Source organism: Pseudoalteromonas luteoviolacea DSM 6061 (assembly GCF_001625655.1).
GTDB lineage: Bacteria > Pseudomonadota > Gammaproteobacteria > Enterobacterales > Alteromonadaceae > Pseudoalteromonas > Pseudoalteromonas luteoviolacea.
On the sequence record NZ_AUYB01000128.1, the window covers coordinates 1 to 23417 of the forward strand.

17 protein-coding genes and 4 tRNA genes are annotated in these 23417 nt (G+C 41.3%); 7 read left to right on the top strand and 14 right to left on the bottom strand.

Translation table 11 applies throughout. The features are described 5' to 3' along the window. From rsxC to N475_RS19245, 8 genes are all read right to left on the bottom strand, one after another. The coding region (gene rsxC / locus N475_RS19210) for an electron transport complex subunit RsxC (RefSeq protein ID WP_063365808.1) at window positions 1-2046 on the bottom strand (2046 nt) is incomplete at its 3' end. Window positions 2047-2055: 9 nt separating this feature from the next. Continuing rightward, the gene (gene rsxB, locus N475_RS19215) at window positions 2056-2610 is read right to left on the bottom strand and encodes an electron transport complex subunit RsxB (RefSeq protein WP_063359747.1); all 555 of its coding nucleotides are present in this window, start codon (window positions 2608-2610) and stop codon (window positions 2056-2058) included. Window position 2611: 1 nt separating this feature from the next. Continuing rightward, on the bottom strand, window positions 2612-3193 hold the full coding sequence (gene rsxA / locus N475_RS19220; protein ID WP_063359746.1) for an electron transport complex subunit RsxA: 582 nt from the start codon (window positions 3191-3193) through the stop codon (window positions 2612-2614). A 184-nt stretch (window positions 3194-3377) separates the two neighbouring features. Further along, the gene (locus N475_RS19225) at window positions 3378-5321 is read right to left on the bottom strand and encodes an EAL domain-containing protein (protein WP_063359745.1); all 1944 of its coding nucleotides are present in this window, start codon (window positions 5319-5321) and stop codon (window positions 3378-3380) included. Window positions 5322-5570: 249 nt separating this feature from the next. After that, window positions 5571-5647, bottom strand: a tRNA-Asn gene (locus N475_RS19230). Window positions 5648-5670: 23 nt separating this feature from the next. Continuing rightward, window positions 5671-5747 (bottom strand) — tRNA-Asn (locus tag N475_RS19235). Between the two features lie 18 nt (window positions 5748-5765). Continuing rightward, window positions 5766-5842, bottom strand: a tRNA-Asn gene (locus N475_RS19240). 22 nt (window positions 5843-5864) lie between these two features. After that, window positions 5865-5941, bottom strand: a tRNA-Asn gene (locus tag N475_RS19245). A 1093-nt stretch (window positions 5942-7034) separates the two neighbouring features. Here N475_RS19245 and N475_RS19250 point away from each other — a divergent pair. From N475_RS19250 to N475_RS19260, 3 genes are all read left to right on the top strand, one after another. Then, entirely contained in the window at window positions 7035-8414 is a 1380-nt protein-coding gene (locus tag N475_RS19250) for an MATE family efflux transporter (RefSeq protein ID WP_063365809.1), read from the top strand. Further along, entirely contained in the window at window positions 8411-10426 is a 2016-nt protein-coding gene (gene uvrB / locus N475_RS19255) for an excinuclease ABC subunit UvrB (protein WP_063359743.1), read from the top strand. The genes N475_RS19250 and uvrB overlap by 4 nt, the downstream gene beginning before the upstream one ends. 269 nt (window positions 10427-10695) lie before the next feature. Then, window positions 10696-12837, top strand: a complete 2142-nt coding sequence (locus N475_RS19260) for an ATP-binding protein (RefSeq protein ID WP_081232469.1) — start codon at window positions 10696-10698, stop codon at window positions 12835-12837. Here the strand turns inward: N475_RS19260 and N475_RS19265 are convergent. Together N475_RS19265 and N475_RS19270 are read right to left on the bottom strand one after the other, a co-directional pair. Continuing rightward, entirely contained in the window at window positions 12821-13417 is a 597-nt protein-coding gene (locus N475_RS19265) for a porin family protein (RefSeq protein WP_063359741.1), read from the bottom strand. The two genes, N475_RS19260 and N475_RS19265, sit on opposite strands and share 17 nt — an antisense overlap. 113 nt (window positions 13418-13530) lie before the next feature. Beyond that, window positions 13531-14382, bottom strand: a complete 852-nt coding sequence (locus N475_RS19270; protein ID WP_063359740.1) for a LysR family transcriptional regulator — start codon at window positions 14380-14382, stop codon at window positions 13531-13533. A 97-nt stretch (window positions 14383-14479) separates the two neighbouring features. On the opposite strand from N475_RS19270, the gene N475_RS19275 reads away from it, so the two are divergent. After that, window positions 14480-15133, top strand: a complete 654-nt coding sequence (locus N475_RS19275) for a glutathione S-transferase family protein (RefSeq protein ID WP_063359739.1) — start codon at window positions 14480-14482, stop codon at window positions 15131-15133. A 73-nt stretch (window positions 15134-15206) separates the two neighbouring features. Then, entirely contained in the window at window positions 15207-15677 is a 471-nt protein-coding gene (locus N475_RS19280) for a hypothetical protein (protein ID WP_063359738.1), read from the top strand. Window positions 15678-15742: 65 nt separating this feature from the next. On the opposite strand, the gene N475_RS19285 is transcribed toward N475_RS19280, so the two are convergent. From N475_RS19285 to N475_RS19300, 4 genes are all read right to left on the bottom strand, one after another. Continuing rightward, a complete protein-coding gene (locus N475_RS19285) occupies window positions 15743-16126 on the bottom strand; it encodes a hypothetical protein (RefSeq protein WP_063359737.1) in 384 nt (127 codons plus the stop codon). 161 nt (window positions 16127-16287) lie between these two features. Continuing rightward, window positions 16288-17055, bottom strand: coding sequence for an ElyC/SanA/YdcF family protein (locus N475_RS19290; protein WP_063365811.1), 768 nt, complete (start codon window positions 17053-17055; stop codon window positions 16288-16290). Between the two features lie 48 nt (window positions 17056-17103). Then, window positions 17104-17991: a LysR substrate-binding domain-containing protein gene (locus tag N475_RS19295; RefSeq protein WP_063359753.1), complete on the bottom strand. Its 888-nt coding sequence runs from the start codon at window positions 17989-17991 to the stop codon at window positions 17104-17106. Between the two features lie 769 nt (window positions 17992-18760). Then, window positions 18761-21127, bottom strand: coding sequence for an EAL domain-containing protein (locus N475_RS19300; RefSeq protein WP_063359752.1), 2367 nt, complete (start codon window positions 21125-21127; stop codon window positions 18761-18763). A gap of 329 nt (window positions 21128-21456) precedes the next feature. Here N475_RS19300 and pyrC point away from each other — a divergent pair, with 329 nt between their 5' ends. Both pyrC and N475_RS19310 read left to right on the top strand, forming a co-directional pair. Beyond that, entirely contained in the window at window positions 21457-22497 is a 1041-nt protein-coding gene (gene pyrC / locus N475_RS19305) for a dihydroorotase (RefSeq protein WP_063359751.1), read from the top strand. 508 nt (window positions 22498-23005) lie between these two features. Next, a complete protein-coding gene (locus N475_RS19310) occupies window positions 23006-23311 on the top strand; it encodes an H-NS histone family protein (RefSeq protein ID WP_063359735.1) in 306 nt (101 codons plus the stop codon). Window positions 23312-23417: the final 106 nt, after the last annotated feature.

Genomic DNA, 23417 nt, shown 5'->3' on the forward strand with positions numbered 1-23417 from the left:
GGCAGCTTTGCGTGGATCTTCAGGTTCGGCATCCTTATTTTCTACTAACTCATCAGCAGGTGGCTGCATTTCTTCAGCGGCTTTAGCAGCCTTCTTTGCTTTAGCTCGGGCAATGGCGGCGGCTACGGCAGCTTTGCGTGGATCGTCTGGCTTAGCCGAATTGTCGTCAGCCACTTCGTCTATTTGTGGCTGTGTATTTTCAACGTTGTTCGCTTCTTTTTTCGCTTTAGCCCGCGCTATTGCAGCTGCGACTGCAGCTTTTTTGGGGTCCTTGAGCTCAGTTGAGTTATTACTTTCTTCAGCTGCTTTGGCTGCCTTTTTAGCTTTGGCGCGTGCTATCGCCGCAGCGACTGCATCTTTTGGCGCCTCACTTGTCGATTGAGACTTTTCCTCTTTGTATTTTCTTGCCTGTTCTTTACGTTTTGCACGTTCTGCAGCAACGGCACTGTTATCGGGTTCTAGTGCTGACGTATCACCTTCTACTTTTTTAGCTTTTGCTCGTTCTATTGCAGCTTGCACAGCTGACTGCTCTGGGCGTTTTTTCTTAACTCTTTCAAGCGCTTCAGATACTTTTGCTTTGTCTTTTGCTGGCGCGCTGCGAGCTGGTTTTTTATGACGATTTTGTCTTTCTTCTTGTTCACGCTCTAAACGTACTTTGCGTGCTTCAAAGCGCTCTTTTGCACGTTCCGCTTTTACTTTCTCGAGTTTCTGCTCGCGGATCTCAGCTTTGGCGACACGGTAATATTGTACAAGAGGTATTTCGCTCGGGCATACATAAGAGCATGCGCCACACTCTATACAATCGAAAAGGTTGTACTCTTCAAGTTTGTCGTGTTCTTTGCCTTTAGCAAACCACTGAAGTTGCTGTGGTAATAGTGTCTGCGGACAAGCATCGGCACAGGCAGAACAGCGGATACAAGCCTGCTCTTGGCCTGCTACAGCCAACTCCTTGTTATCTGGCGCCAATATGCAATTGGTGGTTTTCACCACTGGGATCCTCACCGTGGGTAGGGTAAAGCCCATCATAGGCCCACCCATGATCACACGTTGATCTTCCACGGGTGAAAATCCTTGGCTATTTAATAAGTGCTTTATTTCTGAGCCTAGTAATGCCCAAACATTCTGCGGCTTATGTATGGTATTTCCAGTGACAGTAACGACGCGCTGTATGAGTGGCTTCCCTTTATATACCGCTTCATTGACAGCGAACAGAGTACCTACATTTTGAACAAGTACACCAACATCTGCAGGGATACCACCGCTAGGTACTTCTTTTGAAGTTAAGACTTTAATCAGCTGCTTTTCGCCACCTGAAGGGTACTTTGTTGGGATCGCGCGAATAAGAATTTTATCATTGTGGCTTGCCGCTGCACGCATTGCTTCAATGGCTTGAGGTTTATTGTCTTCGATGCCAACAAGCGTATATTGAGGAGACAAAATCGTCATCATAACCTCAATACCAGCAATGATCTCAATTGCATGTTCACGCATTAGCATATCGTCGGCAGTGATATATGGTTCACATTCCACACCATTGACAACTAAAAACTCAATTTGCTTGGCACTATCTGCTTTTACATACGTCGGAAAGCCTGCACCACCCATACCTGCAATACCGGCATGGTGAAGAATATCAATAAGCGCTTTGTTATCTAAGTCTGCAATTGAATCTCTTGCTGTGAGTTCACACCAGCGCTCCTCGCCATCAGGAGTCAGTATAATACTCAATTCCGGCATCGCTGAAGGGTGTGCCGATGGCATTGGTTTGATGTCTGTGATTGTGCCAGAAGTTGGGGCATGTATCGGTAGTGACCAATTCGTGCCAGGACGAGTTAAAACTTGTCCTTTTAACACATGTTCACCTTTATTCACCAATAACTGACCATTCGCACCAATATGCTGTTTTAATGGCAGTACCAAGTATTCAGGGAGTGGTAAAACGCCTATTCCAGTTTTATTTGAAACGAACTTTTGCTCAGGTGGATGGATCCCGCCAGGAAATTGCCACAGTTTTCCGTTTTCTATTTGTTCAAGTAATGTTTCCACTTAAACCTCTCAGTCAAGTTGTTTCACTGGAATAGCATTTATTTGCCACTTCCAAGATTGTTTTGTTTCGGCGACTGGGATCATATCTATACAGTCTACAGGGCAGGGCTCAACACACAGGTCACACCCTGTACATTCATCTGCAATAACGGTGTGCATTTGACGCGTTGCACCAACAATGGCGTCCACAGGGCAAGCTTGAATGCATTTTGTACAGCCAATGCACTCATCTTCTCGAATATAAGCAACTTTTTTTACCGGATCCGCTTCTTCTCCACCAGCTAGGGGCTTTGCTTCAACCCCCATTAAATCGGCTAGCTTTTTAACCGTGGCTTCACCACCAGGTGGACACTTATTGACTTCATCACCGTTCGCAATGGCTTCGGCATAGGGGCGGCACCCTGGGTAGCCACATTGTCCACATTGAGTTTGTGGCAATACTGCATCGAGTTGTTCAACAATCGGGTTACTCTCAACCCGATATTTAATCGCGGCATAACCCAAAATAAGCCCAAAAATGAGTGCCAGTGCACCTATAGCTACAAGAGCATAAATAAGCGTCATGTTAAATTTTCACCAATCCTGAAAAGCCCATAAATGCAAGTGACATGAGACCTGCTGTGATCATTGCAATTGAAGCGCCCTTGAATGGTACTGGGACGTCCGCAACAGCAAGCCTTTCTCGTAAGGCTGCAAAAAGCACTAAAACGAGTGAAAAACCAACAGCAGCACCAAAACCATAAACGGCTGAGCTGATAAATGTATGTTCTTTAGTAATGTTTAATAACGCAACACCCAATACAGCGCAGTTAGTGGTAATGAGTGGTAAAAATATGCCTAATAATCGGTACAAGGTGGGACTGGTTTTTCTGACAACCATTTCTGTAAATTGCACTACCACAGCAATGACAAGAATAAAGCTCATCGTCCGTAGAAAGGTTAAATCTAAAGGCATCAGAATATACTGGTTGACTAGGTAGCTGGTTACTGATGCTAAAGTCAGAACAAAGGTAGTTGCTAGCGACATGCCTATGGCGGTTTCTAGTTTGCCAGACACGCCCATAAATGGACATAGCCCCAAAAACTGCACCAATACAAAGTTGTTTACTAGCACAGTGCCAATAAGCAACAACATATACTCTGTCATTTATGCCCCTTAACTTGCAAACTTGCAATCATCGTTTCTCAACGTGTTATAAGACTCGAAATTCTAACAATTTTCATCGCGGAGATCACAACATTTAGCACACTTTATTTTAAATGAAAGGGGATTTTGGTAGGGAATGTTGACAAAAAATGGAGAGAGTTTGACTCTCTCCATTGTGACAGAATTAAATCTCTTTTGGCTTCTCTATATAGTAGCCTTGTACCCCGTCTAAACATAAGGTTTCTACAATGTGTTTTTCTTCTTGGCTTTCAACGCCCTCAGCAAAAACACTAACACCAATTCTGTGTGCCAAATCAACCATAAGTCGCATAAAGTATTGGTTGTTTTTATCTTCTTCTAAGCCCCGAGTATAGCTTGCGTCCATTTTTATGAAGTCTGGTTTTAAGTCTCTGAAAAACTTAAATGAGGTAAGGCCTACGCCAAACCTTTCAACAGTAATTCTAGCGCCAACACGGTGTACCATATCGATAAAACGTTTACTGGCTTTGATGTTTTGCTGTAAACCAAATTCACTTACTTCGAAAATCAGTTTAGACGCCAAGTTTCCGTCTTTAAGTAAGCGTCTTTCCAACCAAATAACAAATTGGTCGCTATGTGCACTTGAGGCAGTAACGTTTATACCAAAAAACTTTTCATTGAAGTTGCGGGTTTTGATGAGCTCTAGAGAGCTATCAATGATCAACTGATCGATTTCTATCGCCATTTCCAACTTTTCAGCCATTGCTAGGAATGAAGCGGTAGGCAGCATTTGGTTATCTTCGGTTTTGAAGCGTGATTGAATTTCTGCGTATGCTTTGACGTTTTTACCTATAGGCATAATGTTCTGCATCATAAGGTTTACGCGCCGACTATCAATCACTTCTCGTATAACTCTGCGCCAGTTCTGGTTTCCAAAACCAGCACCCACGTTGTTAACAATGTCACTTTCTCGTTGTAAGTGCCATGCGTTTGCTTGTTTGCTCTGGGCCATACTCATTGCATTATCAACAACTGATAGTAGCTCACCTAACGGTTTACCAGATTCGTAAGAAACGATACCTGCATTTGCAACAGAGGCAAGTTCCTGATTTTGTTGGTACTGAGTAAACCTAGCTTGCAATGTTTCACCGAATTGCTCAGCTTCTTTTGAAGGTACATTTGGTAAAATGACGGCAAAATCTGAGCTATTAAGTCTAAATACTTGGCTGCCAGTATATGTTCCACTGACATGTTTTACGATGTCTGACACGGCGCGTATGTACTCGTCGCCTTTTTGATAGCCGCGAGTCTGGTTGATCATCTGTAATTCGCTGCAGCGTATCATTGCCAATGTACCGAAGCTTTTATTATTGGCTTGCTCAATTTGATGTTCGTAATATTCTACAAACATGTTGCGATTACCAAGACCTGTGACCACATCTTTATAGGCTTCTTGCTTAATCGAGTGCGCCGCAGATTTAATGTCTTCTTGCTTACTCTTTAAAAAGTGAGCTAGGCGATTAAAAGAAGGGGCTAGCTCAGCCCCAAGTTCAGTGACTTTGCCGGTATTGAAGTCTTCCTCAATACTCTCCGTTACTTGGTTTTGTGTGATGTAAACATCAACAGCATTGGCGACAGTCATACTTACATTGCGATTCAGCTTTTTATAAATGGCCTGCATATAAAAGATAGGGATAAATGCGACTAGCGCTGAAATGACCAACATTAATAGCAATGACTGCTGTAGCAATGATGCTTGGCTTTGTGCATTGATGACAAATTCAATTTTGATGTCTTTTGTTTTATTTACTGCAAACTGTGGGCGGATCGAGTTGAACGAATTTGCAATAATATCCGCTAGAAAGGGGAGCTGTGTGGGCTTTCCAAGCTGGAGAATGTTTTGACCTGAAAAATCTCTTACTATAAAAGTAGAAAAAACATCTCCGTTACTCAATGACAGGCGTATATGTTCAGGAGTCATGTCCGTCATGGTTTTCTCTTGAATATAATTGCTTACCATTTGCTGGGCACTCATTTGTGCTTTACTTACGGCGCTATCAAAGCTTGATGCAACAAAAAAGCTGCCAACCGCAGAAAAAAGTAACCATGAAATAAATTGTAAAAATATGAGTTTTTTAAAGCCTGCCATTATTTATCTTCTACCTGAAAATGGGAGAATTGCCTTCTAGCAATATATAAGTGCTAAGTTACGTGAGTTAATACAGTCACTAAAATGTTGTTAAAGTACCTAATTTGGAACCGCAGAGGAAGGGCATAATGCTGCAAGTATACCTACTGTTGTGCCAAAAAGGGTGCTGACATTATAGTAAAAAATCACCGACAAAGGTGCTTGTAGAGTAGAGCATTGATTGAAAAAAGTCTAATACATTCTGGGAATTGGCTCCCCCTCCCCGACTCGAACGGGGGACCTGCGGATTAACAGTCCGTCGCTCTAACCAACTGAGCTAAGGGGGAACAATATAGAGTAGATGTGTGTTTGGCTCCCCCTCCCCGACTCGAACGGGGGACCTGCGGATTAACAGTCCGTCGCTCTAACCAACTGAGCTAAGGGGGAACAACACATATAACGATTTGGCTCCCCCTCCCCGACTCGAACGGGGGACCTGCGGATTAACAGTCCGTCGCTCTAACCAACTGAGCTAAGGGGGAATCGTTATTACGTTCAGAAACTTGGCTCCCCCTCCCCGACTCGAACGGGGGACCTGCGGATTAACAGTCCGTCGCTCTAACCAACTGAGCTAAGGGGGAAGCATGTCTCTCAACGGGGCGAAATATTAATGACGACATGGCGAAGTGTCAACAATAAAAATCATAAGAGTGCAAAAAAACTGACTGTTCGATGGATTAATCGACAATTGAGCCCTTTTTTAGCCAGCTTTTACCAATAAATATACTCCAAGGAGGTGCCGCTTTCATTTTAATGCGCTTTATTGTGGGATCTTAGATGACACAAATAAGGTTGGAGACTTCAAATTTCACTGTATTTGGTGAGGAGTAAAAGGCGGTTTTTTGGGATATTGGTTATTTTTTGCTGTTTATGTGCTAAAAACAATCGAAAGGGCTGTTTTTTGCACTTTCTTTTAGATCGAAGAAAATTCAGATTCTGATCACACAATCGATCTTCGGAAAGATGCAATGGGTATAATGATTCGCAAAACAATGGTAAATATTTTACTCAAATTTTTAATTATTATTGCATATTTTTACTTTGTAACAATTAAAATTCTTTTTAAATCATTGGTTTGTTGTTTTTGTTTCTATAATGGAATAAGTTGCATAATCATTAATTTGGTCTAGCGAACAAACCTATTGTGACGTATTTCGATTAGATCTGTGATGTAAAATAAATAGATCATTTTACGCTTTTTTTGCTGTCCAGAAGATCCTCGTGTAGGCCTTTATTTTTAAAGGCTCTACAAACTTATCCACGGAATCTGTGGATAACATTGTTTATTAATCTTTAAGAACTCCTCTAAAGCTAAGTAAACCGTGGCATTAGAGGGAAGCAATAGTTTTTTGTTGTTTTTTTAAGTTGTTTTAAAACATGTAGTTACGTGTTTGCCGTGTCAGAGGGATGCACTGTGTATATTTTTAAAGAAATATTTCAATATCGTTCGGTTTATGTGCAAAAAGTGAGCCGTTGATGCATGAAGACTGAAATAAATTTGACATTTTTTACACAGAGCGCCATTAGCAGGATAATAGGGGCGAAAAATCAATTTTTGCTTTGAAAAGCCGTTTTAGCTTCTATTTTTCATTCTCATCCGTATTAAAGAATAGCATAGCATCATCCAGTATGATGATTTAGAATGATGGGCTGTCAAAAGAGGTATAAAAATATATGTCCGCAGTGCGCCAATCAAACTCTAGCAGTGATATTTTAAGCGGTTCAATTCCCGCGACTTTGAAGAGAATGACAGTCCCAATGATATTTGGGATGATCACCCTTATGAGCTTCAACTTAGTTGACACATTTTTTATCAGCTTGCTGGGTACCAAACCATTAGCCGCTGTGAGTTTTACCTTTCCTGTGACATTTACCATTATTAGTCTTGCAATCGGTTTGGGCATTGGTACTTCAGCAGTTATCGCCAAAGCACTGGGAAGTAAAAATTTAGAAGAGGCGAAGTTCGATGCATTTATATCACTACTACTTGCCGCGGGCTTGGTTGCCATACTCGCTGTTATTGGCTACTTACTAACTGATCCAATCTTTACTCTATTAGGTGCAGATAGCACAACACTGCCATATATTCATGACTATATGAATGTATGGTTTATTGGATCAGTCTTTTTGATCACACCTATGATTGGTAATTCTGTTTTGAGGGCATCAGGTGATACAAAAACACCAAGCATGATTATGGGGCTTGGTGGGCTTATTAATGCTGTATTAGACCCATTGCTAATTTTTGGGTATGGCCCTTTCCCTGAACTTGGAGTGAAAGGTGCGGCCGTTGCTTCTGTTGTAGCGTGGGCTGTATGCGTTGTGGTTATTATTTATCTTTTGGCTGTCAAAAAGCGTTTGTTAAGTTGTTCGAGTGGCAATCAAAGCGTGTGGGGTGCGGTCGCAAAAATAATGAAAATAGGCTTGCCAGCAGCGGGGGCAAATATGCTAACGCCAATAGCAATGGCCGTGATGACTGCAATTGTAGCAACATACGGCGCTGAAGCAGTTGCTGCGTTTGGTGTGGGCAGCAGAATAGAGTCAATAGCCTGTCTAGTTATTTTGGCATTATCAATGACTCTGCCACCATTTGTGAGCCAAAATTATGGGGCGGGTAACTATGACCGAGTTAAAGAAGCGTATCGTACGACCCTCAAATTTGTTATGGCTTGGCAGTTTGCCACATATCTACTACTTATTTTAACTGCACATTGGGTTAGTCAGGCATTTGGCAATGAGCCTGAAGTGATAGCGATTATTAAGCTATTTATATATACACTGCCACTTAGTTATGGTTTACAAGGTATCATCATACTCACTAACTCTTCCTTTAATGCGTTACACAAGCCTATGAATGCATTAATTTTGAGTGTAGTTAGGCTGTTTGTGTTCTACATTCCTTGTGCATATATAGGATCTCACTTGGCTGGACTAACGGGCTTATTTATTGGCGCAGCTTTGGGTAACTTGTTTACAGCAATTTCTTCTTATACATGGTTTAGCAAAACATTGGCGCGTATGCAGCAAAGAGACTTAGAGGTGAAGGTGTCATGAGTGAATCTTTTGAACTCGTATCAGAGTTTACTCCCAATGGTGATCAACCAACAGCGATAGAGCAATTATGTGATGGACTCGAAGCCGGTCTTGCACATCAAACTTTGTTAGGGGCGACGGGCACTGGTAAAACATTCACGATGGCAAATATTATCCATCAGCTGAATCGACCAACAATTATCATGGCACACAACAAAACACTTGCTGCGCAACTATATGGAGAAATGAAGGAGTTTTTCCCAAACAACGCTGTTGAGTATTTTGTTTCGTACTACGACTATTATCAGCCAGAGGCATATGTTGTTGCTAGTGATACTTTTATAGAAAAAGATGCGTCAATCAATGAACATATTGAGCAGATGCGTCTATCGGCGACAAAAGCGCTGCTAGAACGCACAGATACCATCATTGTTGCGTCGGTATCTGCGATATATGGTTTGGGTGATCCTGACTCGTATATGAAAATGATGCTGTTGCTTAAAGTGGGTGAGACCATGGAGCAACGAGCCATGTTAAGGCGCTTGGCTGAATTACAGTACACCCGTAATGATATGGATTTTTCAAGGGGTACTTATCGAGTGCGCGGCGAAGTGATCGATATCTTCCCAGCTGAATCAGAAACACAAGCTGTACGTGTAGAACTGTTTGATGATGAAATAGAGCGGATCAGCCTTTTTGATCCCCTAACCGGGGCCATTGATAAGCATTTAGTGCGTGCGACAATTTACCCTAAAACTCATTACGTAACGCCAAGAGAAAAGATTTTAGACGCCATCGAAAAAATCAAAGTAGAGCTAAAAGATCGCAGAGCTTACTTAATGGAAACTAACAAGTTAGTTGAAGAACAGCGGGTGGCTCAGCGTACTCAATATGATATTGAAATGATGCAAGAGCTTGGCTTTTGTTCAGGTATCGAAAACTATAGCCGATATCTCTCTGGAAGAGCGCCTGGCGAGCCACCACCGACGTTACTTGACTACCTACCCGATAATGCTTTGATGATTATTGATGAGTCACACGTTACGGTTTCGCAAGTAGGAGCCATGTATAAAGGAGACAGGAGCCGCAAGGAGAATCTTGTTGAATATGGCTTTAGATTGCCCTCTGCAATGGATAATCGTCCCCTCAAGTTTGAAGAGTTTGAGTCAATAGCGCCGCAAACTATTTATGTATCAGCAACGCCTGGCGACTATGAGTTAGAACGCTCAAGTGGTGAAGTTGCTGAACAGGTGATCAGGCCAACTGGATTGTTAGATCCTGAGCTGGAAGTGCGCCCTGTGACAACTCAAGTAGATGACTTGCTGTCAGAGATTTATAAGCGAGTTGAAGTCAAAGAGCGGGTATTGGTGACGACATTGACCAAGCGGATGGCAGAAGATCTCACTGATTATTTAAATGATCATGACGTGAAAGTACGTTACTTACACTCTGATATTGATACCGTTGAGCGGATGGAGATCATCCGAGATCTGAGAAAAGGAGTCTTTGATGTGTTGGTTGGAATTAACCTTCTAAGGGAAGGTTTAGATATGCCAGAGGTGTCTCTAGTTGCCATACTTGATGCAGACAAAGAAGGCTTTTTAAGATCGACACGATCTTTAATCCAGACCATTGGCCGTGCCGCTAGGCACCTAAATGGTAAGGCTATACTTTATGGAGATAAGATCACTCGTTCAATGAAAGCGGCGATTGACGAAACTGAACGAAGACGCGCGAAGCAGGAAGCTTACAATGAAGAACATGGCATTGTACCTCAGGCACTGAATAAGAAAATTACTGATGTGATGGATCTTGGTGAAGAGGTGCAAGAATCTGAAACAACTTCAAGCAGTGCTGCAAAAGGGGCCCCTAAATCAACGAAAGCTTTGGCTTCTTCAACTTCTGAATTGACTGAGCAGATTAAGCAGTTGGAAGCGCAGATGATGAGCTATGCAAGAGAGCTAGAGTTTGAGAAGGCAGCCAAAGTACGAGATGAAGTTCAGTTGCTCCAGCAACAGTTACTCAAAAGCTAATTAAGGGAGATTGGCTGAAGTAAATAGTCAAGCTTGGCCAGTCTCATGAGATTTAGTTATATGTTTATTGCAAATCTCAGGGTGCACATTTAGAGCAAATAGGTTAATTTAGTCGACCTAATCGTGAGAGTTCAAAATTTTATGTGATTATTAAGAACTCTAGCTACACTTTAGTTGTCCATAGATAAGTTATTATTTGAGAGTCACTTAGAATTGTGTTGTTCGTGCGCCCTATAGTCCTATTTTTATTTCTGTGCATAGCACCGATAGTGCATAGTGATGAAGGGTCACTAAATAAGTCTTTATCCGACTTGTATGTACTTCTAGATCAAGATCCAAAACAGGCGATTGTTAAAGTCTCAGAGTTAAACCAGCTTTTTCTCCACCCACAGCCAAGCTCTCGCTTATGGTATGAGTTAAAAATAATAGAAGCCAGAGCGGAAATAAAAATTGGTCTCTATCAAGAAGCCAAGCAACATTTATATCAATTAGAGTCCTATTTGCCTGTAATGGCGCAATTTAGTGAAGCACCTGCACTAATCAAGTTATTGCTCGCACAAATAGAACAAAACCAAAGTAATATTGAGTCTAGCTTTACATTACTTGAACAGGCTCTGAGCTTAGTACCAAAAGGACTTGTTGCTTTGAGAAGTGACATACTGCATGCGCAGGCGCGAGGTTTGCGATACAAAGCCCGCTATAGAGAAGCTGAAGGCGTGGTAAAAGATGCCATTTCACTTGTTGAGCCAATCAATGATCAGGCCCGTTTAGGGACTTACTATAACCAACTGGGTGTGATCTACGACTACATGGGCAGTCTTCAATTAGCGCTGCGTTTTCATGAGAAGTCACTCAAGATCCAGCGAGGGTTACAAAACCAGCAGGGTATTTCAAACTCACTTTACAATATTGGCGAAATATATCGTGATATGGAGAAACTCAGCAAAGCATTATTGCACTTTAAGCAGGCGCTTGAAGTTGATAAATCACTCGGGGACCCAATTCACATTGCCAACAGTCATGGAAAAATGAGCCAAGTTCACCTGCAGCTCGGAGAGGTTGAACAGGCGTTGACGCATAGTCAAATAGGAATTGAGCTGGCAAGGTCAAGTCGTTCAAATAGCGACTTAGCATGGCAGTTGAGTATTTTAGCGAAAATTTATGTTGCACAAGATGCTCTAACACAAGCTTTGTCAGTGGCTCAAGAGGCATTGTCTTTGGCAATCACTGCGAAAGCTAATCGAACAGAACGTACTGTTAGGCTTGTGATTATTGAAATTGAATTGGTACAGGGTCAATATGCGCAAGCTTTAGCAGAAATAGATCAGGTACTTACTTTACCTGGCGTAGGGAATTCATACCTAGCCAAACTCTACCAATACCGTGCACAAGCTTTAGAAAAGTTAGGCGAATTTGAAAGTGCACTACATAGCTTGCACCAATATATTGAGGTAAAAGCCGCACTGTATCAAGATTTAGATAAGCAGCAAGCACTGACAATGCGGCAAAATGTGGAGTTTATTCGTCAGGAGCAAGCGCTTAAATTGATTCAAAATGAACAAGCACTGCAGCAAGCGTCACTTGAAAACCTCAAATTACAGCGGGGAATGGGCGTTTCACTACTTTTGTGCTTTATGGCGATTGCCATTTATATCTATAAGCGTCAACAGCAGAAGCAAAAGTATGTTGAGTTGGAAGCCGATATGATGGCCGAGTCGCTTTCCCAAAAAAATAGGCTATTGGCAGATGTATCACATGAGTTAAGGACACCACTGGCAGCACTAAAGCTAACGGTAGAAGCGATGCAACACAACATCGAGCCGGATCCTGTTAAAGGTTTTGAGAAGATACAAAAAAAGATTAGCCACTTGGATAATCTAATAAAAGATATATACCAATCCGCGCAATTTGATAATGACGTGTTGACCCTAGACAAGCAGCCGGTTGACGTAAACCTATTGATCACGGAGATTGTGGAAGAATTTCAGCCAATGTATGCCACAAAGTTACAGTCTTTGAGGTTTTCGGCGTGTGCGAACAATTCTCTGTGCTTTGTAGATCCAGCTAGGATCCGTCAAGTTTTATTCAATTTACTAAGAAATAGCCACTTTTACACCAGTAGTGAGGGCGAAACTCAGATCCACTTTGAAAGTCATGAAGGCCATATGGAGTTGATTGTTGAGGATTCATTCCCAGGTGTGGCAGAACAAGAGCTTGAGAAAATCTTTGAACGATTATACCGATGTGAAGGGTCGCGTAGTCGCGATCATGGCGGTTCAGGTTTGGGGCTTGCGATTTGTCAGCAGATAATTCGCGCTCACGGTGGTAATGTGAGCGCCAGCCATAGTGAGATGGGCGGAGTTGCAATCTCACTTTATATTCCTTTTGAGGAAGTTAGAAGCGATAGCTAAGACCAACACCTAAACTAGACACATCAAGGTCGCCCATGTCTAAGTATTGATAACTGACATTCATTGCCATGCCGTTGTTCCAGTCATATTGCCAGCCTAACTCTGCTACGAAGCCTGTACCGTCTTCTTCAACCAGTGTAGTGCTGCCTCTGTTTAATTCATAATCGTAAAAGTTAGCACCCAATTTACCATACAAAGAATTGTTCTTTGTTAATTGGTACTGGCCTTTGGCAGCAACGATTAAATTCCCATAATCTAAATCATTCGCCCCTAGCCCAAACAGCGTTTTATTTAGCTGAGTACAGGTGAATTTTCTATTGTTGGTATCAGTACATTCCCAATCATCCGAATCTGTGCCGCCATTTAAGCCAACTTCTAATGCCCACATCTTGTCAAACTGATAGTTGTAGTAGACGTATAATTGCCCGACACCGTCACCGTCTTGGCTAGAGCTTTTATAAGATGCTGAACCTCCGTAGGCTTGTATGCCCACACGGTGTTTGTCATCTTCAATTGATGCCATGCTTGAAAAAGAAGTAACGGCTGCCACGGCTAGTGAGAGTAGAGATAAAGTTTTCATTACGCATATTCCATTTGGTTAACTTGGGACTCAGTTTAGAGTTCATCCGTGTGAGAGTCTGTTTGCTCGTTGTCAGAAAATGTAAGGGACAGTGAAATTATACGAGAAGACATTTACGGATATTTAAACTCGCTCTGAAAGCGCTGTGTAATGAAATGCAGTCGCTCGTCAGATATTGCACAAGCTTTTGCATTACTCTTAACCACAACAATTTCTACATTCGGTAAAAATGGGAGTTGTGGGTTTTCAATTATAGGCAGATCATTTCGACTCAGATTAGCCATTGCACCTATGGCTAACTCCGCTTTAATGAGCCCTCTAAGCGCACTTGCACTGGAACTATTCGCGATAACCTTAAAGGCTCTTTGCTGTTTTATAAGCCCTTCTATTGCCGCTTGATGGTAGCGGCAATCACGCTTAAATACTGCGATTGGCAAAGTGTGTAATGACAAGAGCTTTGTATCCTGAGTTCCAACCCAAACACCTTTATCATGGCATAGTAGGTAGCCTTCTTCCGTTTGAGGTGTTCGTGTTACAACCGCTAAGTCTAAAAGCCCTTGATCGAGTAATTGCTGAAGTTCTGGGCTGGATGCACACGTAATATTGAGTTCTAAGCGCTCTATATGTTGATGAAGCAGTTGTACAAGGGTGGGTAAAATGGACTCGGCATAGTCATCAGGGCAGCCTAAATGCAATAGTACTAAAGGCGCTGTAGTGGAAAGATTTGCGATGGCATGTTCTTGCAAGTGAATAATTTGTCTTGCATAACCCGCGAGAATGACCCCTTCTGCTGTTAAGGTGAGTTGCCGCCCTTGTTTGACAAACAGTGTCTGCCCAACATCTTGTTGGAGCTTTTTCATTTGCATGCTGATAGCGGATTGTGTGCGGTGCATTTGCATCGCTGCACGTGTAAAGCTGCCAGTTTCAACAAAAGCAAGAAAGCTTCTTAGTGCATCTAGGTCCATATATCAATACTTCTTATGTTTTGTATTTAAATTATACGTTAGTTTTCAGTCATGAGAAGGTCTACGATAAGTGCGTTAATCAAATAAGGAACATATTATGGAATTGTACATAGGTAACAAAAACTACTCTTCATGGTCACTTCGCCCTTGGTTATTGACTGATAAATATGGATTAAAGCTAAAAGAAGTAAGGCTGGATCTCGGTTCAGAGGCTTTTTCAAAACAGGTGAGTGTCGTGAGCCCAACTTGCAAAGTACCGACACTAGTAGATGGAGAGCTCGTTGTTTGGGAGTCCCTATCAATATGTGAATATATCAATGAAGCTTATTTATCAGGAGCAGCATGGCCAAAATCAACTGGGTTGCGCGCTCAAGCAAGAGCGCTTAGCGCAGAAATGCACAGTGGCTTTAATGCGTTGAGAGCCGCAATGCCAATGAATGTTAAAGCAAAGCGACATATTGTTATTTCTGAGACCGTAGAAAAAGACATTAGAAGAATTGAGCAGATCTTTGCTGAACAATATAGAAAGCACTGTAAGTCAGGAGGTTGGTTGTTTGGCGAATGGTCTATTGCTGATGCGATGTTTGCACCGGTGCTACTTAGATTTCAAACATACAATGTCAATTTAAATGAAGAAGCCAGTGAATATGTCAATCATGGGCTTAGTTGTCCTTCGCTGCAAAAGTGGTGTGCTATGGCTGAGCTTGAACAAGAAATAGTGACTGGCAATGAGGTCGGCAAGCCAGCTTGATATGGTGACTTCATAATTAAATCGTATTTGAACAATAATATAGAGTAATTGAGTTTATTTGGGACAAAGTTGCGTGAAAATAGTTGAAGTCACTGACAATAATCGAATGGTCTATAACAACCTCGCCCAAGCTTATGAGGCTGAATTTTCTGCTTTGACAGAAAAGTCACCTTTAGCTAATGGTGTATTTGAGTTGGATACTGATCTCAATGATCCCTTAGTCACTGGGTATATTTGTTATGTTGCAGATATCCCGACTGGTATTGCTGCAATTTATAATAGCTCACCGAGTGAGAATGAAGTCGCAGAGTTTTATATAGTGCCATTTTATAGGAAAGCGAAATTGGGCACCCAATTTGCGCACACACTTTGGAGACTAAGAGTAGGTCATTGGACGATCAAGCAAATTGAAGGCGCGCAGTACGCGACGAAATTTTGGTTGAGCGCAATTGCTGATTTCCCAGGGAGAAACTTAATTGAAGACGATTATGAAGATGAATATTGGGGGCGTGTTACAAGACAGCAGTTTATTATTGAAGGGTAATATCGTTAGACTACTGAAAGGGAGAAGTGTCGTTACAGTTAAACGACACTCTTACTTTGTGATGTTTACACAACACCACGAGGAAGACGACAGTCGTGGTCTTTCTCTGCAAGCTCTACAATCCAAGCTTCTTCAGCTTTGTAGCCATCTTCATTTGCTTTCACAATATTAAAGGCTGCAACTTTGCTGCTTTTTGCTGCTGGTGCCGCTTTTTTAGCAGGGGCTTTCTTTGCAGGTGCTTTTTCTGCTGGTTTTTCTTCAGCTTTGGCGCCAGCGTTACCTGAAGTTAGTTCTTCGGTTAATGCTGCAACATCAGCTAAACGCATGTTTTTGCCACCGTCTATGCTGTACCAGCCTGGTTTAATTGTAATTTCAGGCTTCTTGCCATTTACCGCTTCATAAGCTGCTTCAAATGCGCTTAGAACTTCAGTCTTATCAAGTTTACTCATCGTAGATCCCAGTCGTTTTGTACGTGGATACGCAGGTTAAGGATAAACGACATTTATACCTATTTTTGAGCAATTTTTCAATTTTTTGCGATTTTAAGCACAGTTCCTTGGTTTGTTAGATGTAACTTTGTGCAATTGAAGCACTTTTTTTGTACAAATTGTTACACTGAGCCACTGTCTAGTGCACGTCTTAATTTTATCCACTGATTACCAACCCACTCATGGGTGTACCGAGTGATGGACAACAGCACGGCGCTTGACGCTGTAAAACGCTTATAGATAGGCGTAGTGTCATAATTATAAAACTCCACGGGTGATGCGATTGTATCTATACCTTGTGCCGAGAATAGATCCTGAGCGCGTCTCATATGGCTTGCAGATGTAACAAGTATGACAGTGCTATCTACCAATGTTGGAGCGAGGTCTCTAGCCTCTGATTCTGTGTCACGCGCTTTTGAGTTTAGTTGAATTCGGTTGGCTGAAATTCCCAGAGATTGTGCTGTTTGTGACATTAAGTGGCTGGTGGTCATAGCGGGTGTATAGCCAGCGCCTGACATAATCAATTTTGCATTTGGATAAATATTGGCTAAGCGGGCACCCTCAATAAGCCGAACTAAGCTGGAATTGGAAAGTTGCAAATTAGCCTGAAGATTGGAATTAGGTGATAAACCACCTCCAAGTACGACAATATAGTCCACTTGCTTGTGTTGTGTGTGCACAAAGTGTTTTAACGCACGCTCTTTTGGTGTGATCCAGTAATCAGCAAAGTGTGGAGTGCTAATTACCCATAAAAATACAACGCTTAGCATGCATAAAGAGTAGCTTTTTACTTTTGTTTTACTGACAAAGAGTAACAGAAGAAAAATGACAATCAGTGCAACTGGGAGTGGCATGAGTAAGCCACCAATGACTTTTTTCAGTTCAAACATAAATAGCTCTAACTTTTGTAATTAGAGCTATTTTAACTGGTATAACGTCTATCTGCTAATGGATTGCTTGCAGGTATTTAAAAAGTGGCGATAAACAGGGTTGTCTTTCATGCTCTTTTTCATTGCCAAGTACATTGGTCGACTTAAACCCAAAGCGCCAAGTGGAATTGACTTAATCAATCCTTGGCTTTCGTATGGTGTAACAAGCCAATCAGGCAACGCTGCTACGCCCATTCCCGCGCTCACTAATTGGAATATCAATAACCCTTGGTCAACGGATTTCAATGTGCCATCAAATCGAGCATTTTGTATAAAATGCTTAAAAATATCCTGCCTTTCTTTCGGTATTGGGTAAGAAATAATGGTTTCATCTTTTAAGTCGAGCGCAGTGACATAGGCTTTTTTAGCTAGTTCATGATCTGGTGCAACAATAAGCTTTAATTTAAAGTCAAAAACGTGTGCATACTCTAAATGTTCTGGTTCACGGATATCAGAGGTAAGCACAATATCAAGTTCATCATTTAACAGTTCAGGTATTGCGTCGTAACTAAAGCCTTGCTCGTAGTCTACTTTTATGTCAGGCCAGAAGTTGTTGAACTCTTTGATTGTTGGCAGTAGCCAGTGGAAGCATGCATGGCATTCTACACTGAGCTTTAGTTGTGAGATTGGCTGATTTAAACTTTCTTTCAAACGGCACTTAGTGGCTTCAACTTTTGGTAATACTTCACTGGCCAATTCCAATAGAAGCATGCCTTGTGGTGTAAAGCGAACAGGTTGTGTTTTACGTTCAAATAATTGGCAATCTAATTTGTTCTCTAGATCTTTAATTTGATGAGACAAAGCAGACTGAGTTAAAAATAACTCACGTGCGGTGTTCACCAGTGATCCAGTATCTTTCAGGGTAGCAATGGTTTTTAAGTGCTTTATGTCTATCATCATTAATAAATCTCATTTTTAATGTGAGTAAAACTCAGATTACGTCCATATTACGCTGTACGGAGAGTCTATTCAACGTCTAGACGTCTACAAATCCATCAGCGATTGCTCAAAATTTCACTAAATCACTATAACACTATTTTTGACAGCGTTGTCATTATTTATTTAACTTTTTTTAAAAAAAATACAATTTAATTTTGCTCAAGTTGAGTTTGAGAATCGTTCAGTTGAGAAATTTCTACTCAAAGTCTGTTTTTTGGTGTGTCTAGATGTCTACTTTGGGAGGGGGAAGAAAATCATCATGGCAACTATTCACGGTTTAGGTATCCACGTATAGGTTGAGAAAGAGAACTAAAGTTTGCTTTTTAAAGGCGACGGACATGGAAAAATGACGCAATATACTTTACTTGAGAAAGGACGAGAGACTAGGGCTCATAATTGAGAGTTTCAGGCTGAACCCTAAGTTGAACTACTTCAGGTAGGTGACTTTACTTGTTGGAGCAATCCTCGAGCGTTACCGTGAAGGTAAGGCAGATTTGGATACATTATTCCACATCGAGCGCGTTATTACACCGACAGGGCGCATGCTCCGCCAGTGAATTGGCCAAGTGGTTATTCCTATATTGGGCCACCTATGTATTTCCGAGTATTTGTTTGTCAGGTTAAAGATGAAACTACTGCACTGAGTTAACCATAGAGTTGGCACTTTGATAGGTTTGTAAAAGCCTGCCTAGGCGAGCTTTTACAAACTAGCGCTTTAGGTCTGAAATTAAGGTTTAGTGTTCTGCGCAACTAAAAAAGACATAGCTTGTTGGCTTGGCATTGGTTTGGAAACTAAATAACCTTGACCTAGCTGGCATCCTTTGCGTTTCAACAGTGCCCATTGCTTTGGCGTTTCTATGCCTTCGGCGACAACTTCCAGTTGCAGTGATTTTGCCAAAGATAAAATGGCATCTATCAGAGGTGTCTCTTTGGTTGTTAGTTGGTCGACAAAACTCTTATCTATTTTTAATACGTGAATCGGGAGCTGGTGAAGATACCCTAAAGCTGAATATCCCGTACCAAAATCGTCTAAATATAGTTGCACCCCTAAAGGCGTGATCCCTTCGATGATCTTGGTTGCCAATCCCAAGTTTTCAATCAACCCAGACTCTGTAATCTCAAGGCATAAACTGCCTTTATTCAAATCATACTTGTCATACAAAGTACGGATGTGATCAATGAACTCTAGGCTGGCAAAATGTCTTGATGAGACATTCACGGTGACTTTTACACTAGGCAGCGATTGCTTTTGCCACTGTGCGAGTTGTTTGGCAGCCAATTCGAGAATATGCAAATCCAGCTCGATGATTTGGCCGGTATTTTCTGCGATAGGAATGAACTGGTCGGGAGGAACTAAGCCATTTCTTGGGTGGTGCCAACGAACTAAAGACTCAAAGCTAACGACTTTGGGTGCATTGAGTGTAAAAATAGGTTGAAAAAATAGCTCGAACTCTTGATTCTTAATACCATGCTGTAAATCATTCTCTATATCTGCTTGATGCTTTAACTTGCTGCGCATGGCGTTGTTAAAATACCGGATCTGACTTCTTCCAGCTGACTTAGCTTCGTACATTGCTGCATCAGCTTGTTGTAGCAATGTGATGGCATTATCAGAGTCTCGCTCTGTAAATGCGACACCAATACTGCTGGAAGCTTGGAGAATATGAGAGTCAATGATAAAGGGCTTAGCGATGGCATTTGTGATTCGTGTAAGGGCTTGTGTTACCTCTAGTTCACTATTGATATTCTCCATAAAAATGGCGAATTCGTCTCCCCCAAGCCGAGAGAAAGTATCGGTTTTTCGTATACAAGTTTGAATTGCTTCTACAATAGCAATGAGAAACTTATCACCGACCTCATGGCCGAGGGAGTCATTAATACTTTTGAACCTATCTAGATCCAGATAGATAAGGCAGTGCAACTTGGTGGCTTGGCTTCTACCAAGTGACAAAATGGCGTGCTTCATTCGCTCAATCAATAAATATCGATTTGCAAGTCCAGTGAGCTCATCGTGCAAAGCTCGGTGCTCTAAAGCTTGTTTTGCTAGCCTACGGTCGATTGCCATACTGATTTGGCGGCTAATATAAGTCAATATAGAGTAATGTTGACTGCTAAAAGTGTCCTCTTCCTCATAGCTTTGTAAAACAATCACACCTTGATATTGATCATTTACGACAAATGGTACTCCGAGCCAGGCTAGCGGAGTGCGGCCAACCATTTTAAATTCACCCTTATCAACAAAGCTTTGGAATTGCTGCCGATCACACATTAAAGCCGATTGCGAACGTATTACATAATAGGATGCGGTCTGTTTTAATTGCGACTTTGAAACTTTTTGCTGGGCAGGGCATTTGATTCCACCTTCGATTAAGTATTCGATTTCCAGCATATCTTGCTTGGTATCATAGATGCCAATAAAGAAGTTTTCAGCAGGTAACAGGGTGTAGATAATCTGATATAGCTCATCATAGAATGTATCTAGTTCTCTTGAGTGATAAGTGATATTGGCTATTTTGAGGATACACTTTTCAAGTAATTGAGCTTCGTTGAGCTGTGATACGGTTGCCGTCAGATGATCCACAGTTCTCACCTGATGGATCTTTGCACTGAGCAAGTGAGCAACGGTAGAGAGTATTTGTAGGTGGTTGGCACTAAAATAGTTTTGGTCTGGGTGTTCGCAATCAATTACACCAATAAGGTGTTCTTTATATACCAATGGCACACATAACTCGGAAAGGGCAGGTCGAGAGTCTGCGATATACATGGGCTCTTGTGAAACATCACCAGAAATAAATGGCTGTTTTGTTCTCGCAACGTGGCCAGTAATTCCTGTTTCAATTGATATTTTTCGTTGTAACACCTCATAGCGTTCACTCTCGTGAGCAACGCCCATACAGGCAACTGCTTCTAAGAATTGCTGGTTTGTATCCGTTAGATATATCACACAGTCGACAAACCCCAAGCGCTTCACCACCTGCGATGTGACATAGTCAAACAGTTCGTCAAGGTGGGTTATTTGCAACAAAGAAGATGAAAACTGATTAATAATGCTCAACTGTTCGGTTTTTGATTCTAGTTTTTTTTCAGACAGCATAGGCATGACTCGATTGCACAATAGGCACACGTTATCCTAGATATAGTGATAATCTCAAATTATGTCGAAAATTAACTTTCATGAAACTGTAAAAAAAAAAGCACAAGTACTTAACTAGTTTTGTAACTGCTTAACTTTACGGGTTTTTAGCTAAGCTTGTAATTTTTCAAAGAAGTCCAAATTGATTAATTGTTTCTGCCTTAATTAAAACAGGGGCAATCATAACAAAACATCAATGGTTTAGGTTGGCACTATAAAATGAACTGAACTACTTTACTATCGGCCTTGCAGCGCCTATGATCGGGCAAATTCAGCAGTGGAAAACAGCAATGACAAGTAATCAGACCCTTACTATTACTCGCCCAGATGACTGGCATGTTCATTTGAGAGATGGTGACGTTCTTAAAGATACCGTTCGTGATATTAGTCGTTACATGGGGCGCGCAATCATTATGCCTAACCTTGTACCGCCAGCTACTTGTACGGAAACTGCGCTTTCATACCGAGATCGCATTATGGCAGCAGGACCAAAGGCAGGTTTTGAGCCATTAATGGTGCTATACCTTACAGACAACACGACGCCTGAAGAAATTAGAAAAGCGAAAGCGAGCGGCCATGTATTCGCTGCTAAACTTTATCCTGCAGGTGCGACGACAAATTCTGATTCTGGTGTAACAGATATTGAAAATGTTTACCCAGCATTAGAAGCGATGCAGGAAGTGGGGATGCTATTATTGATCCATGGTGAGGTAACGGACTCTTCAATTGATATTTTTGATCGAGAGAAAGTATTTATTGAAACTAAGCTGGCTAAAATTGTAGATACATTCCCTTCACTGAAAATTGTTCTTGAGCACATTACCACGAAAGATGCAGTAGAATTTGTTCAATCTGCACCAGACAATGTTGCTGCAACAATTACTGCTCACCATTTGCTTTACAACCGCAATCATATGCTAGCTGGTGGTATTAGACCTCACTACTATTGCTTACCTATATTGAAACGCAACATTCATCAGCAGGCGTTGATTGACGCAGCAACTAGTGGCAGCAAAAAGTTCTTTTTAGGTACTGACTCAGCGCCTCATGCCAAAGACAAGAAAGAAGCTGCTTGTGGCTGTGCAGGTGCTTACACTGCGCATGCAGCAATTGAATTGTATGCTGAAGCATTCGAAGATGCAGGTGCACTCGATAAGCTTGAGGGCTTTGCTAGTTTCTTTGGTCCTGATTTTTATGGCTTACCACGCAACCAAGACACGATTACTTTGCAAAAGAGTGCTTGGCAAGTGCCAGAGTCTTACCCTTTAGGCGATACAAATGTAGTGCCTATCAAAGCTGGCTCAACAATCGATTGGCAAGTTGTAGAATAATACCTAGCACTGATTATTTGGGCCCGTTTTCTTGGGCCCTTTCACAATATTGATGCGCTTATGTCGCTGTGCACTTCAAACTGTTAGAACACAATGAAACTAGCACTTAAAACGTCATGAATACCTTATTTTTCGGTTTTCCTGCCTATTGAGCCTTCGGTTCTTTACTCAAAATCATATCTTTCAAATCCCATAAATAGTCATAAATTCAAAGTAAGTTACTGCCTAAATATCAAGATTTAAATTGTCATGGTGATGAAGTATGGCATCATATTCTTAACATAAACCCTTTATAAACATGAGCTTATTAAATCTTGGAGAGAGCTGCTTTTAAATGGATTAATACAAAATAAGTAAATAGTTAATTTGTACCTATTTTAAATAATATTAAAAGTCCTCAAAATAATAGCTATTAATTTGAAATTATATAAATATAATATACTCTCAGTATTAGAGCTTTTTAATACTTCAATGAAAATTGTAATCAACATTTTGTGAGAGAAATCTAATGCGTGAAATAAAATCTTTTATTAAAACTGCTAGCTTCAATGAACTAACTAAAGCTCATGAGCTACTACAAGAAGCAATTGCTCAGCAACAAGAGCAAGAGCAAGCGCGAGTAGAAGTGCTAGCTTTGATTAAAGAAAAGGGATTAACGCTAGATGACTTAGTTGGTTCTGGTGCTACGGACAAGCGCAGCAAAGTCAGTCCAAAATATCGAATTGAGATCGATGGTAAAGTACATGAGTGGACAGGTCGAGGTAAAACACCAAAGGCGTTCGCGAATGTAAATTTAGATGATTATAAGATATAAATATAAAATATTTTTAAATCATAATCTAAAACGAAAGGAACTATTCGGTTGACATGGCGAGGCAGTAAAATGCCTCGCCTGTTTTTAAAATCAATACAAATGAACG

Excerpts from the sequence above, each read along its gene's own strand:
- N475_RS19265 (WP_063359741.1), bottom strand. The coding sequence starts at position 13,417 with ATGAAAACTTTATCTCTACTCTCACTAGCCGTGGCAGCCGTTACTTCT.
- N475_RS19270 (WP_063359740.1), bottom strand. The coding sequence starts at position 14,382 with ATGGACCTAGATGCACTAAGAAGCTTTCTTGCTTTTGTTGAAACTGGC.
- N475_RS19225 (WP_063359745.1), bottom strand. The coding sequence starts at position 5,321 with ATGGCAGGCTTTAAAAAACTCATATTTTTACAATTTATTTCATGGTTA.
- rsxA (WP_063359746.1), bottom strand. The coding sequence starts at position 3,193 with ATGACAGAGTATATGTTGTTGCTTATTGGCACTGTGCTAGTAAACAAC.
- N475_RS19300 (WP_063359752.1), bottom strand. The coding sequence starts at position 21,127 with ATGCTGTCTGAAAAAAAACTAGAATCAAAAACCGAACAGTTGAGCATT.
- N475_RS19295 (WP_063359753.1), bottom strand. The coding sequence starts at position 17,991 with ATGATAGACATAAAGCACTTAAAAACCATTGCTACCCTGAAAGATACT.
- N475_RS19250 (WP_063365809.1), top strand. The coding sequence starts at position 7,035 with ATGTCCGCAGTGCGCCAATCAAACTCTAGCAGTGATATTTTAAGCGGT.
- pyrC (WP_063359751.1), top strand. The coding sequence starts at position 21,457 with ATGACAAGTAATCAGACCCTTACTATTACTCGCCCAGATGACTGGCAT.
- N475_RS19310 (WP_063359735.1), top strand. The coding sequence starts at position 23,006 with ATGCGTGAAATAAAATCTTTTATTAAAACTGCTAGCTTCAATGAACTA.
- N475_RS19285 (WP_063359737.1), bottom strand. The coding sequence starts at position 16,126 with ATGAGTAAACTTGATAAGACTGAAGTTCTAAGCGCATTTGAAGCAGCT.
- N475_RS19275 (WP_063359739.1), top strand. The coding sequence starts at position 14,480 with ATGGAATTGTACATAGGTAACAAAAACTACTCTTCATGGTCACTTCGC.
- rsxB (WP_063359747.1), bottom strand. The coding sequence starts at position 2,610 with ATGACGCTTATTTATGCTCTTGTAGCTATAGGTGCACTGGCACTCATT.
- N475_RS19290 (WP_063365811.1), bottom strand. The coding sequence starts at position 17,055 with ATGTTTGAACTGAAAAAAGTCATTGGTGGCTTACTCATGCCACTCCCA.
- uvrB (WP_063359743.1), top strand. The coding sequence starts at position 8,411 with ATGAGTGAATCTTTTGAACTCGTATCAGAGTTTACTCCCAATGGTGAT.